This window comes from Streptomyces sp. NBC_01750 (genome assembly GCF_035918095.1).
In the GTDB taxonomy this organism is placed as follows: domain Bacteria; phylum Actinomycetota; class Actinomycetes; order Streptomycetales; family Streptomycetaceae; genus Streptomyces.
In genome coordinates this window covers 2,506,689-2,520,118 of the sequence record NZ_CP109137.1, presented here as the reverse complement: position 1 = coordinate 2,520,118, position 13,430 = coordinate 2,506,689, and the positions used below count along the sequence as shown (strand labels likewise).

13 protein-coding genes and 1 riboswitch are annotated in these 13,430 nt (G+C 68.5%); of the genes, 10 read left to right on the top strand and 3 right to left on the bottom strand.

What is annotated here, in order from left to right:
• Nucleotides 1-7: 7 nt before the first annotated feature.
• Nucleotides 8-409: a hypothetical protein gene (locus OG966_RS11455; protein WP_326649414.1), complete on the bottom strand. Its 402-nt coding sequence runs from the start codon at nt 407-409 to the stop codon at nt 8-10.
• A 170-nt stretch (nt 410-579) separates the two neighbouring features.
• Between OG966_RS11455 and ctaE the strand changes: the two genes are divergently transcribed.
• The 6 genes from ctaE (at nt 580) to OG966_RS11425 (ending at nt 7,928) form a co-directional block, all read left to right on the top strand.
• Entirely contained in the window at nt 580-1,200 is a 621-nt protein-coding gene (gene ctaE / locus OG966_RS11450) for an aa3-type cytochrome oxidase subunit III (RefSeq protein WP_326649413.1), read from the top strand.
• A 77-nt stretch (nt 1,201-1,277) separates the two neighbouring features.
• Nucleotides 1,278-2,087, top strand: a complete 810-nt coding sequence (gene qcrC, locus OG966_RS11445; RefSeq protein ID WP_326649412.1) for a cytochrome bc1 complex diheme cytochrome c subunit — start codon at nt 1,278-1,280, stop codon at nt 2,085-2,087.
• The gene (gene qcrA, locus OG966_RS11440) at nt 2,084-3,136 is read left to right on the top strand and encodes a cytochrome bc1 complex Rieske iron-sulfur subunit (protein WP_326649411.1); all 1,053 of its coding nucleotides are present in this window, start codon (nt 2,084-2,086) and stop codon (nt 3,134-3,136) included. Before qcrC ends, qcrA begins: the two co-directional genes overlap by 4 nt.
• Complete coding sequence (gene qcrB, locus OG966_RS11435; protein ID WP_326649410.1) at nt 3,133-4,761, top strand: cytochrome bc1 complex cytochrome b subunit; 1,629 nt, start codon at nt 3,133-3,135, stop codon at nt 4,759-4,761. Before qcrA ends, qcrB begins: the two co-directional genes overlap by 4 nt.
• Nucleotides 4,762-4,891: 130 nt before the next feature.
• Nucleotides 4,892-5,956 carry an anthranilate phosphoribosyltransferase gene (gene trpD / locus OG966_RS11430; protein WP_326649409.1) on the top strand — a complete coding sequence of 355 codons (1,065 nt, stop codon included), beginning with the start codon at nt 4,892-4,894 and terminating at the stop codon, nt 5,954-5,956.
• A 98-nt stretch (nt 5,957-6,054) separates the two neighbouring features.
• Nucleotides 6,055-6,172: riboswitch (SAM riboswitch) on the top strand.
• 229 nt (nt 6,173-6,401) lie between these two features.
• Nucleotides 6,402-7,928 carry an aminotransferase class V-fold PLP-dependent enzyme gene (locus tag OG966_RS11425; RefSeq protein ID WP_326649407.1) on the top strand — a complete coding sequence of 509 codons (1,527 nt, stop codon included), beginning with the start codon at nt 6,402-6,404 and terminating at the stop codon, nt 7,926-7,928.
• A gap of 60 nt (nt 7,929-7,988) precedes the next feature.
• On the opposite strand, the gene OG966_RS11420 is transcribed toward OG966_RS11425, so the two are convergent.
• Nucleotides 7,989-8,270 carry an Lrp/AsnC family transcriptional regulator gene (locus OG966_RS11420; RefSeq protein WP_005318592.1) on the bottom strand — a complete coding sequence of 94 codons (282 nt, stop codon included), beginning with the start codon at nt 8,268-8,270 and terminating at the stop codon, nt 7,989-7,991.
• Nucleotides 8,267-8,992, bottom strand: coding sequence for a rhomboid family intramembrane serine protease (locus OG966_RS11415; protein WP_326649406.1), 726 nt, complete (start codon nt 8,990-8,992; stop codon nt 8,267-8,269). The genes OG966_RS11420 and OG966_RS11415 overlap by 4 nt, the downstream gene beginning before the upstream one ends.
• A 150-nt stretch (nt 8,993-9,142) precedes the next feature.
• On the opposite strand from OG966_RS11415, the gene OG966_RS11410 reads away from it, so the two are divergent.
• The 4 genes from OG966_RS11410 to OG966_RS11395 all read left to right on the top strand — a co-directional run bounded on the left by OG966_RS11410 (nt 9,143) and on the right by OG966_RS11395 (nt 13,363).
• Nucleotides 9,143-9,385, top strand: coding sequence for a hypothetical protein (locus OG966_RS11410; protein WP_326649405.1), 243 nt, complete (start codon nt 9,143-9,145; stop codon nt 9,383-9,385).
• A gap of 35 nt (nt 9,386-9,420) precedes the next feature.
• Nucleotides 9,421-10,782 (top strand): NYN domain-containing protein, encoded by a 1,362-nt coding sequence (locus tag OG966_RS11405; protein ID WP_326649404.1) that lies wholly within the window; start codon nt 9,421-9,423, stop codon nt 10,780-10,782.
• A gap of 321 nt (nt 10,783-11,103) precedes the next feature.
• On the top strand, nt 11,104-12,129 hold the full coding sequence (locus tag OG966_RS11400) for a C40 family peptidase (RefSeq protein WP_326649403.1): 1,026 nt from the start codon (nt 11,104-11,106) through the stop codon (nt 12,127-12,129).
• Between the two features lie 205 nt (nt 12,130-12,334).
• Complete coding sequence (locus OG966_RS11395; protein ID WP_326649402.1) at nt 12,335-13,363, top strand: C40 family peptidase; 1,029 nt, start codon at nt 12,335-12,337, stop codon at nt 13,361-13,363.
• The last annotated feature ends 67 nt before the right edge of the window (nt 13,364-13,430 follow it).

Sequence of the window (13,430 nt, the reverse complement as noted above, 5' to 3'; positions counted from 1 at the left end):
GGCGGCCTCAGGCCTGAACAGCGAGCCTGCGGCGCAGCAGAGCGGCCAGGGAGTCCGCGAACTCCACCGGCTCGACCGGAAGCGTCACAGCGGCCTCCGCGCGGCTCCAGGTGGCCAGCCAGGCGTCCTGCGGGCGCCCCATCAGCAGCAGCACGGGCGGGCAGTTGAAGATCTCGTCCTTGATCTGCCGGCAGACGCCCATGCCGCCCGCGGGGACCGTCTCGCCGTCCAGCACGCAGACGTCGATACCGCCCTCGTCCAGCGCTTTGAGGACGGCGGGCAGGGTCGCGCACTCCAGGAACTCCACCGGCGGCAGATCGGCGGCCGGCCTGCGTCCCGCTGCCAACCGCACCTGCTCGCGGGTGCCCGAGTCATCGCTGTAGACCAGCACCGTGGCAGTCGCCTGCATTGTTCCTCCGCCTCGTTGGATCAGGAACCGATGCGGCGGATGCTACTCCGTCCGACTCACTGTCAACAGCGGTTCGGACACCGCTTCGATGGGCCGTTCGGGCAGGACACACCCCACTGACACACCGAACGGCACCCCCCGGGGTGAGGGCGGGATAAGCGACCGACATAATGTCGGTCGTGGCGACAGCAACGACAGTAGAAACCGGGCACGCGCACCCGTCGGTCAATCGGCCGAACCTCACCAGCGTCGGAACCATCATCTGGCTGAGTTCCGAGCTGATGTTCTTCGCGGCCCTCTTCGCGATGTACTTCACCCTGAGATCGGTGACGGGCGCCGAGCACTGGAAGGAAATGGCTTCGGCCCTGAACTTCCCGTTCTCGGCGACGAACACCACGATCCTGGTGCTCTCCTCCCTCACCTGCCAGCTCGGCGTCTTCGCCGCGGAGCGGGGCGATGTGAAGAAGCTCCGCACCTGGTTCACGATCACGTTCGTGATGGGTGCGATCTTCATCGGCGGTCAGGTCTTCGAGTACACCGAACTGGTCAAGAAGGACGGCCTCTCGCTGTCCTCGGATCCGTACGGTTCGGTGTTCTACCTGACCACCGGCTTCCACGGCCTGCACGTGACGGGCGGCCTCATCGCCTTCCTGCTGGTACTCGGCAGGACGTACGCGGCGAGGAGATTCACGCACGAGCAGGCAACCGCCGCCATCGTCGTGTCCTACTACTGGCACTTCGTCGATGTCGTCTGGATCGGCCTCTTCGCCACGATCTACATGATCAAGTAACGGCGCAGGCACTCGTTGCCTGAAGCAGACACAGTCCAGAAGCATCGACGCAGAAGATCCTGACACCGGGGTAATCCGTGAAAAAGCTCTCCGCACGACGACGCCATCCGCTGGCGGCGGTCGTCGTCCTACTCCTCGCGCTGGCGGCCACTGGGGGGCTGTACGCCGCGTTCGCACCCGCGGACAAGGCGCAGGCCGATGAAACTGCCCAGTCACTCGCCATCGAGGAGGGCAAGAAGCTCTACACCGTAGGCTGCGCAAGCTGCCACGGGATCGGCGGTCAGGGGACCACTGACGGCCCGAGCCTCGTCGGCGTGGGCTCCGCCGCTGTCGACTTCCAGGTCGGCACCGGCCGGATGCCCGCCCAGCAGCCCGGCGCCCAGGTGCCGGCGAAGAAGGTCATCTACTCGCAGAGCGAGATCGACCAGCTCGCGGCGTACGTGGCCTCCCTCGGCGCGGGCCCGATCACGCCGACCGAGAAGCAGTACAGCCCGGAAGGTGCGGACATCGCCAAGGGTGGCGACCTGTTCCGTACCAACTGCGCCCAGTGCCACAACTTCACTGGTGAGGGCGGTGCGCTGACGAACGGCAAATACGCCCCGAACCTTGAGGGCGTGGACCCCAAGCACATCTACGAGGCCATGCAGACCGGCCCGCAGAACATGCCGTCCTTCCCCGACACCACGCTGCCGGAGAAGGAAAAGCAGGACATCATCGCGTACATCAAGACGGTGAACGGCGACGACTCCGAGAGCCCCGGCGGCCTCAAGCTCGGTGGCCTCGGCCCCGTCAGCGAGGGTCTGTTCGGCTGGATCTTCGGTCTGGGTGCGCTGATCGCAGTCGCCATCTGGGTCGCGGCCCACACCGCTAAGGCCAAGAAGTCATGAGCAGCCAAGAGAATCCAGAAGAGAACCTGCCGTCAGAGCAGGACTCCGCGCACGGCGCGGTAAAGGTCGCGGACGATCCGTTCGCGGACCCGGGGCTGCCGGCCCACAAGCCGCGCATCCAGGACATCGACGAGCGGGCCGCCAGGCGCTCCGAGCGCGCTGTCGCCTTCATGTTCACGCTGTCGATGCTGGCCACGATCGGCTTCATCGCCTCGTACGTGATCTTCCCGGTCGACAAGATCGTCTTCATCTTCCCGTTCGGGCATGTGAGCGCGCTCAACTTCTCCCTGGGTATGACCCTCGGTGTGGCGCTCTTCAGCATCGGCGCGGGAGCGGTCCACTGGGCCCGCACCCTGATGTCCGATGTGGAGGTCGCCGACGACCGACACCCCATCGCTGCCGATTCCGAGGTCAAGGCCAAGGTCATGGCCGACTTCGCCGCAGGCGCGGAGGAGTCCGGCTTCGGCCGGCGCAAGCTGATCCGCAACACCATGTTCGGTGCGCTGGCCCTGGTGCCGCTCTCCGGTCTCATGCTGCTGCGCGACCTCGGGCCGCTGCCCGAGGAGAAGCTCCGCAAGACGATGTGGGCCAAGGGCAAGCTGCTCGTCAACATGAACACCCATGAGCCGCTGCGTCCCGAGGACGTCGCCGTGGGTTCGCTCACCTTCGCCATGCCCGAGGGCCTGGAGGAGGACGCGGAGGACTTCCAGAAGCAGATCGCCAAGGCGGCCCTGATGATCGTCCGGATCCAGCCGGACGAGATCAAGGACAAGCGCGAGCTCGAGTGGTCACACGACGGCATCGTGGCGTTCTCCAAGATCTGCACGCACGTCGGCTGCCCGATCAGCCTGTACGAGCAGCAGACGCACCACGTGCTCTGCCCGTGCCACCAGTCCACTTTCGACCTCTCCGACGGCGCCCGCGTCATCTTCGGCCCGGCCGGTCACGCCCTTCCGCAGCTGCGGATCGGTGTGAATGACGATGGAAACCTCGAGGCGCTCGGCGACTTCGACGAGCCCGTCGGTCCTTCCTTCTGGGAGCGCGGATGAGTACTGCGACCGACGACAAGAACCGCAAGGCGCCCGCAGGTGAGCGGGTCGCCGACTGGGCGGACGGCCGGCTCGGGATCTACTCCCTGGCCAAGTCCAACATGCGGAAGATCTTCCCGGACCACTGGTCCTTCATGCTGGGTGAGATCTGCCTCTACAGCTTCATCATCATCATCCTCACGGGTGTGTATCTGACGCTGTTCTTCCACCCGAGCATGAACGAGGTGGAGTACCACGGGACCTACGTCCCGATGCAGGGCATCCGGATGTCCGAGGCGTATGCCTCGACCCTGGACATCAGCTTCGAGGTCCGCGGTGGTCTGCTGATCCGGCAGATCCACCACTGGGCGGCGCTGATCTTCGTCGCGGGCATGCTCGTGCACATGATGCGCGTCTTCTTCACGGGCGCCTTCCGCAAGCCGCGCGAGATCAACTGGCTCTTCGGCTTCCTGCTGCTGGTGCTCGGCATGTTCACCGGCTTCACCGGCTACTCGCTCCCGGACGACCTGCTCTCCGGTACAGGTGTGCGCTTCATGGAGGGCGCGATCCTGTCGATGCCGATCGTCGGCACGTACATGTCGATGTTCCTGTTCGGCGGTGAGTTCCCGGGCGGTGACTTCGTCGCGCGGTTCTACTCGATCCACATCCTGCTGCTGCCGGGCATCATGATGGGCCTGCTGGTGGCGCACCTGATCCTGGTCTTCTACCACAAGCACACGCAGTTCGCGGGCCCCGGCCGTAACAACAAGAACGTCGTCGGCATGCCGCTGCTGCCGGTCTACATGGCCAAGGCCGGAGGCTTCTTCTTCCTGGTCTTCGGTGTCATCTCGATCATCGCGGCCATCGCCTCGATCAACCCGATCTGGGCGCTCGGACCGTACCGCCCGGACCAGGTCTCCACCGGCGCCCAGCCCGACTGGTACATGGGCTTCTCCGAGGGTCTGATCCGCGCGATGCCCGGCTGGGAGATCAATTTCGCGGGACACACGCTCGCTCTGGGTGTGTTCGTACCGCTGATGATCTTCCCGCTGATCCTGGTCGCGATCGCGGTCTACCCGTTCATCGAGTCCTGGATCACTGGGGACAAGCGCGAGCACCACATCCTGGACCGCCCTCGCAACGCCCCGACCCGTACGGCTTTCGGTGTGGCCTGGCTGACCTGGTACGTCATTCTGTTGATCGCCGGTGGCAACGACATGTTCGCCGTCTTCTTCCACCTGTCGATCAACGCCATCACCTGGTTCGCCCGGATCGCCTTCTTCGTCGCCCCGGTGATCGCGTTCGTCATCACCAAGCGGATCTGCATGGGTCTGCAGCGGCGTGACCACGACAAGGTGCTGCACGGGCGCGAGTCCGGCGTCATCAAGCGGCTGCCGCACGGTGAGTTCGTCGAGATCCACGAGCCGCTCTCGCAGGAGCAGCTCTACACGCTCACCGCGCACCACCAGTACAGGCCCGCCGAGATCGGCCCGACGGTCGACGAGAACGGTGTCGAGCGCAAGGTGAGCCGCCTGCAGAAGCTCAGGGCCAAGCTCAGCAAGGGCTACTACGGCGAGGGGAACCAGCTCCCCAAGCCGACCAGCGAGGAGTACAAGGAGATCACCAGCGGCCACGGCCACCACTGATCGCCAGTACTGATCCCAGCTGATCGCCACAGCGGGAGCCCCGTCCATTCGTTGGACGGGGCTCTTCGCCGTCTGCGGGGCTGGATAGGGTGGAGCCATCCCTATTCGGCTGTGGACCCTGGAGTGGACCATGAACGTTGTGACCCCGGTTGGCGGCGACAGCGTGGCGGACCTCTCCTGGCCCCGCGTTCTGGACGCGCTCCTCAGCAACCGTGACCAGGGCGCCGACGCGACCGCCTGGGCAATGGACCGCATCCTCAGCGGCGAGGCGACGAATGCCCAGATCGCCGGTTTCGTGGTCGCGCTGCGTGCCAAGGGCGAGACGGTCGAGGAGATCTCCGGTCTCGTACGGACCATGTACGCGCACGCCAACCTGATCGAGGTGCCGGGCCCCAGCGTCGACATCGTCGGCACGGGCGGTGACGGCGCCAAGACCGTGAACATCTCCACGATGTCCGCGATCGTCGTCGCCGGTACGGGCGCGAAGGTCGTCAAGCACGGAAACCGCGCCGCGTCGTCGGCCAGCGGCGCCTCCGACGTACTGGAGAAGCTCGGCGTCAATCTCGAACTCACCCCGCAACGGGTCGCCGAGGTCGCGGAGGAGGCGGGGATCACCTTCTGCTTCGCGGTCAAGTTCCACCCGGCACTGCGGCATGTGGCGGCCGCCCGCAGGGAGCTGGGCATCCGCACCACGTTCAACTTCCTCGGCCCGCTCACCAACCCGGCGAAGGTGAAGGCCCAGGCCACCGGTGTCGCGGACGCGCGGATGGCGCCGATCCTGGCCGGAGTGCTGGCCGAGCGCGGCTCCTCGGCGCTGGTCTTCCGCGGCGACGACGGTCTGGACGAGCTGACGACGACAGCCACCTCCCGGGTGTGGGTGGTACGGGACGGGGCGGTGCGGGAGGAGGCCTTCGACCCGCGGGACGTCGGCATCGACCTGGTGCCCGTAGAGGCTCTGCGGGGCGCGGACGCCTCGTACAACGCCGATGTCGCGCGCCGGCTGCTGAGCGGCGAGAGCGGGCCCGTACGGGATGCCGTGCTGCTCAACGCGGCCGCGGCCCTGGTGGCGCTGGAGCCGACGGACCAGAGCCTGAACGAACAGCTCGCGGCGGGCATCTCGAAGGCCGCGGCTGCGATCGACTCGGGCGCGGCCAAGGCGGCACTCGAGCGGTGGATCGCCGTCAGCAACGCCTGAGAGAGCAGTGGCGCGACGCAAGGCGCGGTTCCTCTTCCTGTCTCAGGAACTGGACCGCGCCTTGCGCGTTGTGGGACGTGTGGCAGGATGCTTTCCAAGGTCATGAGTGACAGCGATTAAGGCCCCGGCTCGCTGTCCGGCAACCCTCCGTCCGTGGCGGGGTGCCCCGGGTGAAGACCAGGCCGTAGGCAGTGAGGTCTACGGCAAGCGCGGACCCCTGCACACCCTGGGGTCCTGGTCCTCAAGGGAGCAGTCTCGTGAGCAAGCGAATGCGATAGGGCTGGCAAGCCCCTTCTTCAGCAGACCCTCCGTACGGCGATCGCCGTGACGTGCGAGGGCATCCCCGTACACAGAGCCTTCAGCCGGCTGCCGTGCGGGTCCGTCGAAGCCTCCCCCTGACTCCGTCGGGGGGACCCCCAGCCTTGTCCTGCCGGGAGATACCGCCATGTCCGCATGCCCGAACACCGTTGAGACCGCCACCGCCACCGCGACTGCCACCGCGACTGCCACTGCGACCGTCTCCGCCACCGCTGCTTCTGCAGAGTCCGCCGACCCCGCCTGCGCAGCGCCGCTGCCGGTACTCGGCCGTGATGTGACCGTTCCGCTGGTCACCGGCGGCGAGGTCACCTACGCGGCCCTCGACTACGCGGCGAGTGCCCCGGCCCTGCAGCGGGTGTGGGACGACGTGGCCGCCTACGCCCCCTACTACGGCAGCGTGCACCGCGGTGCCGGGTACCTCTCGCAGCTCTCCACCGACCTTTTCGAGAGCAGCCGCACGACGGTCGCGGAGTTCCTCGACTGCCGCGCCGACGACCAGGTCGTCTTCACCCGTTCCACCACCGACTCGCTGAACCTGCTGGCCGCCGCGCTCCCCGCCGACTGCCAGGTCTTCGTCTTCGAGACCGAGCACCACGCCGCGCTGCTGCCGTGGGGGTCCCCCCGCGCCGCAGGGCGTAGGGGGAGCGAGGCCCGGGTGACCTTTCTGGACGCACCGCGTACGCCGGCCGAGGCGGTCCAGGCGCTGGAGCGCGCGCTCGCCGACCGCACCGCGTCTATTCACCAGGGGCGCGGGCCCGCCCTGGTCTGTGTGACCGGAGCGTCGAATGTCACCGGTGAACTGTGGCCGGTGAAGGAGCTGGCCGCCGTGGCACACGCCCACGGCGCGCGAATCGTGCTCGACGCGGCCCAGCTCGCGCCCCACCACCCTGTCTCCGTACAGGAGTTGGACGTGGACTGGGTCGCCTTCTCGGGGCACAAGCTGTACGCGCCGTTCGGCTCGGGCGTGCTCGCCGGGCGCGCGGACTGGCTGCGGGACGCGGAGCCGTACCTCGCGGGCGGCGGTGCGTCCCGCAAGGTCGCCCGGCGTGCGGACGGCGGCGTGGACGTCGACTGGCACACCACGGCCGCCCGGCACGAGGCCGGTTCGCCGAACGTCATCGGCGTGTACTCCATCGCCTCCGCCTGCAAGGCGCTCACCGAGGCCGGCTTCGACAGCCTCGTCGCCCGTGAGCGGCAGCTGGTCGCCAAGGTCCGTACCGGTCTGGCGGAGGTGGAGCAGGTCAAGGTGCTCTCGCTCTTCGGGGACGACGCGCCGCGCGTCGGCGTCATCTCCTTCGTCGTCGAGGGCTGGAACAGCTCGCACTTCGCGGCCGCGCTCTCGGCGGAGTACGGGATCGGGGTACGGGACGGACTCTTCTGCGCCCACCCGCTGGTGCGGACCCTGCTGGGCAGCGACCCGCAGGACCTGGGCGAGTGCGGTGCGCCGGAGGCCGATCCGGGCGAGCTCTCCCAGCCTTCGGCCGACGGAACCCCTCTCCCGCTTCGCTCGCTCAACGCGATCCGGGTCAGCTTCGGCGCCGGTACGCCGGACGAGCACGTGGAGCGTTTCCTGCGGGCGGTGAAGGAACTCGTCAGCGACGGTGCGCGGTGGAACTACCGCACGCAGGACGGCCGCTGCGTCCCGGCCGTCTGAGCCCTGATGGACGACGAGCCCCCGGACCAACCGGTCCGGGGGCTCGTCGTGCAGCGGGCGTTACGCGTCGAGGCCGATCGCGAAGGCCGCCTCGAGGTCGTGCTGCGAGTAGGTGCGGAAGGCGACATGCGTATCGGTTCCCTCGACGCCCGGGATCTTGCTGATCCGGCCGGGGATGACATCCGCGAGGTCGTCGTGCTTGGCCACTCGCACCATGGCGATCAGGTCGTACGTACCGGTGACGGAGAAGACTTCGCTGACGCTGTCCAGCGCGGCGATCGACTCGGCGATCTCGGGGATCCGGTCCACGCTGGTCTTGATGAGCACGATCGCGGTGATCACGGTTGGCTTTCTCCCTCGGTGGCCGCTGCTTGGGCCTTCACTCTAGTCCCCTGCCGGAATCGTCCCCAGGCATAGAGAAAGCCCAGCCCGAACCCCACCAGATGTGCGAGATACGCGACTCCCGGGCCGCTGCCCGCGCCCCGCGCCGCCAGCCACTGCAGGACGAACCAGAAGATCAGGACGATCCAGGCGGGGAGGCGCAGCGGCAGGAAGAAGAGGAACGGGAAGAGACTGGTGACCCGGGCCTTCGGGAAGAGGTAGAGGAAGGCGCCGAGCACGCCCGAGATCGCCCCGGACGCTCCCACCAGGGTCTGCTCGGAGCCGGCGTTGGCCGCCGCGTAGGCGAGCAGTGCCAGATATCCGCAGCCCAGATAGAAGAGGGCGAACTCCAGCTGTCCCATCCGCTCCTCGGCCATCGCCCCGAAGACGTACAGGAAGAGCATGTTGCCCAGCAGATGCAGCCAACTGCCGTGGACGAAGAGGGCCGTGAGGGGTGTGATCAGCGCGCGGGGGGAGGAGCTGCTCATCAGTTCGACGGGGATGACGCCCCAGCGTGCGAAGTATGTGCTCTGCCCGGTGAGCAGCGCGTCACCGGTGCCGTACACGGGATTGAGGCCGGAGGCGGGACTGAGGACGAACACCGCACAGCAGACGGCGATCGCGCCGTACGTCATCGCAGGTCCCGAGGCCGCGCCCCGGATCGCACCCCACCAACCGATCATGGACAGAGCATGGCGTAGTGGGGCCGAACGGTACAGAGTGCCTCGCCGCGGCAATGGGGACCCGCGAGGCCGTAGGGTTACAGGCAGTACATCCGCAGTTCGACGGCGCACAGCGGCACCCGCAACCGCACCACGAAAGAGGACGGCACGATGACGACGGTTCCCCGGCCGACGGCCGAGACCCGCTGGCGCTGCACGCTCTGCGGCAACCTCACCCGCTTCGATGTCACCCGTTCCTCCAAGGTCGTCGAATACGTCCATCTGGACCTGGCCGGAGAGCCGACGGTCGAGGAGCGCGAGGTGGTCAGTGAGACCATCGAGTCGGTGCGCTGCCGGTGGTGCAACGCGGTGGACCAGATCGAGCTGGTGGACAGGCCGGGCGCTGCTTCCTGACGGAGCGGCCCGAACGGGTAGTGGGGTGACGGATTGTGGAGCAGCCTGCAAGCGGCGATGAGCCGGCCGGTGCGGCCGGTGACGCCGCCGAGGCGCTCGACCGCCCGCTGCCGGAAGGCGTACGGCGCAGGGTCATGGCGCTGGTCTCGGACGCCTTCGGCGGCCTGACCGTCGCCGAACTTCCGTCCCAGTTGCGGCAGTACGCCCGTTTCACCCCGTCCCGGCGCGCCAAGTACGCGGGCAATGCGATGGCCGCGGCCCTGGAGAGCGACCCGGTCTTCCGGCAGCGTATCGGCGAGCGGCTCAGCCAGGCCCAGCCGGAACTGTCCGGGGCGCTGGAGACGGGATCGCCGCCCGCGGCCGCCGATCCTGTCGATGTCGCGGCCGCCGCCTATGTCCTGCGGCCCACCGGATGGGTGAAACTCGTCGCCGCCGCGGGTGAGGAGGCCCAGCGGGCCGACGCCGAGCGCGCCGACGAGGCGGGCAGGCGTGAGCTGGAGCGGCTGCGCGAGGAGCTCGCCGAGGCGCGCAGCCAGATCAAGAGCGAGACCGAGCGGCTGCGTACGGAGCTGGAGACGGCCCGCAAGGAAGCCGAATCGCTTCGCCGCAAGCTGCGCAGTGCCCAGAGCGATGTGAAGCGCGGTGAGGCCGCCCTGCGCCGCAGGGACGCCGAGACCGAGACGATCAGGTCTGAGGCCGCGGTCCAGGTGTCGGCGGCCGAGAGCGAGAGCCGGCGGCTGAAGGCGCGCCTCGGCGAGGCCGAGGCGGCCGTGGAGGCCGGCCGCCGGGCCGCCCGTGAAGGCCGCTCGGTCGAGGACATGCGGCTGCGGCTGCTGTTGGACACGGTGCTCGACGCGGCTCAGGGCCTGCGCCGCGAGCTGGCCCTGCCGCCGGCCGGTATCCATCCCGCGGACACGGTCGACGCGGTCGAGCCGGGCCGGATGTCACCCAAGGACATCGCGGCCCGCGCGCTTTCCGAGACCGATCCCGCCCTGCTCGAGCAGCTGCTCGCGCTGCCGCAGGCGCATCTGGTGGTGGACGGCTACAACGTCACCAAGACCGGCTATCCGACGATGCCGTTGGAGAAGCAGCGGCTGCGGCTGCTCGGCGGGCTCTCGATGCTCGCGGCACAGACCGGCGCCGAGATCACCTGTGTCTTCGACGGTGCGGAACTGGCGGCGCCGGTGCTGCTGGCGCCGCCGCGCGGGGTGCGGGTGCTGTTCTCGAAGGCGGGCGTGACCGCGGACGAGCTGATCCGTCAGCTGGTACGGGCGGAGCCGCCGGGTCGGCCCGTGGTGGTGGTCTCCACCGACCGTGAAGTCGCCGACGGGGTGGCGAAAGCGGGTGCCAGGCCGGTCGCGTCCGCCTTGTTGCTGAAGCGGCTTTCGCGCGTCTAGTAACTACCGCGCCAAATGCCCGAATTAGTGGTGTCTCTGGCGGACGTAGTGTCAAGTGGCCACTACTACGCGTGTGATGAATGTAAAGAATGCGCTCGCGGACCCAGATTTTTCTCATCAGGATTTGAACTGATCACAAGAAGGTCACTAGGGTCGGGCCTCGAACCTTCGCGCGGTTGATTGCCCATCCGGGGCGACAGCGAAGGAACCGCCGAGTTCGTGCAGTTCATCCCTTTTCTTCCGGGGAATCGACGTGCGGACGCCGGGGATTCAACCCCCCACAGCCCGGTAGGCGGCTCGAGGAAGAAGGAGCTCGCCTTCGTGGCGTCCCACCGTCGTCCCAAGCAGCCGAGCCGCACCCGTGTGACCGTGCTCACCGCGACCGCCGCTGCGGCCGTAGCTCTGACCTCCCAGGCCGCCCAGGCCGACCCGAAGCCGAGCAAGAGCGAGGTCAAGGAGAAGGTCGACAAGCTCTACGAAGAGGCGGAGAAGGCCACCGAGAAGTACAACGGGGCCAAGGAGCAGCAGTCGAAGCTCGACAAGCAGATCGACGCGCTGCAGGACAAGGTCGCCCGCGGCCAGGACGAGCTCAACACCCTGCGCGACGGTCTCGGTTCGGTGGCCAGCGCCCAGTACCGCTCCGGCGGCATCGACCCCGCCGTGCAGCTCTTCCTCTCCGCGGACCCGGACAGCTACCTGGACAAGGCCTCCGCGCTGGACCAGCTGGGCGCCAAGCAGACCGAGGCGCTCGCCGAGATCCAGGCCAAGCAGCGGACCCTCGCGCAGCAGCGCAAGGAGGCCCAGGACAAGCTCGGCGACCTGGCCGACACCCGCAAGCAGCTTGGCGAGAAGAAGAAGGAAGTCCAGACCAAACTCGCCGCCGCGCAGAAGCTCCTGAACTCGCTCACCGCGAAGGAGCGCGCCGCGCTCTCGGCCGACGAGTCCCGCGCCAACCGCGACAACTCGCGTGCGGATCTCGGCAATGCGGTCCCGGCCTCGCAGCGGGCGTCCGCCGCGTTCTCCGCGGCCCAGAGCAAGATCGGTTCGCCGTACGTCTACGGCGCCTCCGGCCCCAGCTCCTTCGACTGCTCCGGACTGACCTCCTGGGCGTACGCGCAGGCCGGTGTCTCCATACCGCGCACCTCCCAGTCGCAGGCCAACGCCGGCACCCGCATCTACTCGCAGGGTGCGCTCCAGCAGGGCGACCTGGTCATCTTCTACGGCGACATGCACCACGTCGGCTTCTACGCGGGCAACGGCCAGGTGCTGCACGCCCCCAAGCCCGGCGCGAGCGTGCGCTACGAGTCGATCGGCAACATGCCGTTCCAGTTCGGTGTACGCATCTGACGCGGCCCTGACCGCCGTCGGCCCGCTTCCACTTCCGCCCAAACGGGGGAATTCGGTCAACTCTCGCTGACGCCGCGCCCCGCCGATGACCTGTGGTCTCCGGCGGGGCGTCACTTTGTGTGCCCGGCACGGCCTTTGGCCGCTCCGTGGTCGTCCGGTTACTCTCTGCCGCGCAACATCCTTACAGCGGAAGGGAGCGCGGCCTGTGGCGTCCCATCGCCGACCCTCACAGTCCGGCCTCACTCAGAGCGCTCGGGTCACCGTCCTGTCCGCCGCGGCGGCAACGGCCGCGGCAGCCCTCGGCGCCGCACCGGCGAGCGCCGACCCGCACGACGCCACCGAGGGCGGCCGGGCCAAGGTCGACCGGCTGTACGAGGAGGCCGAGCAGGCCACCGAGCACTTCAACAAGGCCGGTGAGCGGGTGGAGCGGCTGCGCGAGCAGGTGACACAGGCGCAGGACCGCGTGGCTCGCGGCCAGGAGCGCATCAATCGCATGCGCGGAGCGCTCGGTTCGGTGGCGGGGGCGCAGTACCGTTCGGGCGGTATCGACCCCGCGCTCGCCCTGCTGCTCTCCGCGGACCCGGAGACCTACCTCGACAGGGCGGAGACCCTGGACCGCATCAGTGAGCGTCAGACGACCGCCCTGCACGATCTCCAGCGGGCGCAGCGCAGACTCGGCCAGGAGCGCGCGGAAGTCACCCGCGATCTCTCCGAGCTGGAGCGCAGCCGGACCGCCGTCGCCCGCCACAAACGCACCGTCGAGCGCAAGCTCACCGAGGCGCGGCGGCTGCTGAACTCCCTGCCGTCCGCGGAACGCGCTGCCTTCGACCGGATCTCCCGCTCCGGCCGCGGCTCCATGCCCGAACTCTCCGGCCTCGCGCCCGCCTCGTCGCGGGCGGCCGTGGCCGTGCGGGCGGCCCGCAGCGCCGTCGGCCGGCCCTATGTGTGGGGCGCCAACGGGCCGTCCGGTTTCGACTGTTCCGGCCTGATGCAGTGGTCATACGCCCAAGCGGGAGTAGGGCTGCCGCGCACCTCGCAGGCGCAGCGGTACGCCGGCCGGCAGGTCTCCCTGGCCGAGGCGCGGCCCGGTGACTTGGTGGCATACCGCAGCGATGCCAGCCATATCGCGATGTACATGGGAAACGGGCAGGTGGTGCACGCCCCGTACCCGGGCGCACCGGTGCGCTACGACCCGGTGGGCATGATGCCTGTCTCCTCGGTGACGCGCGTCTGACCTTTCCGCGTTCCGTACGATCGGCAGGGTGGCAGGTCAGGGGCGCACGAGGCGTCGGGTTCGGGCT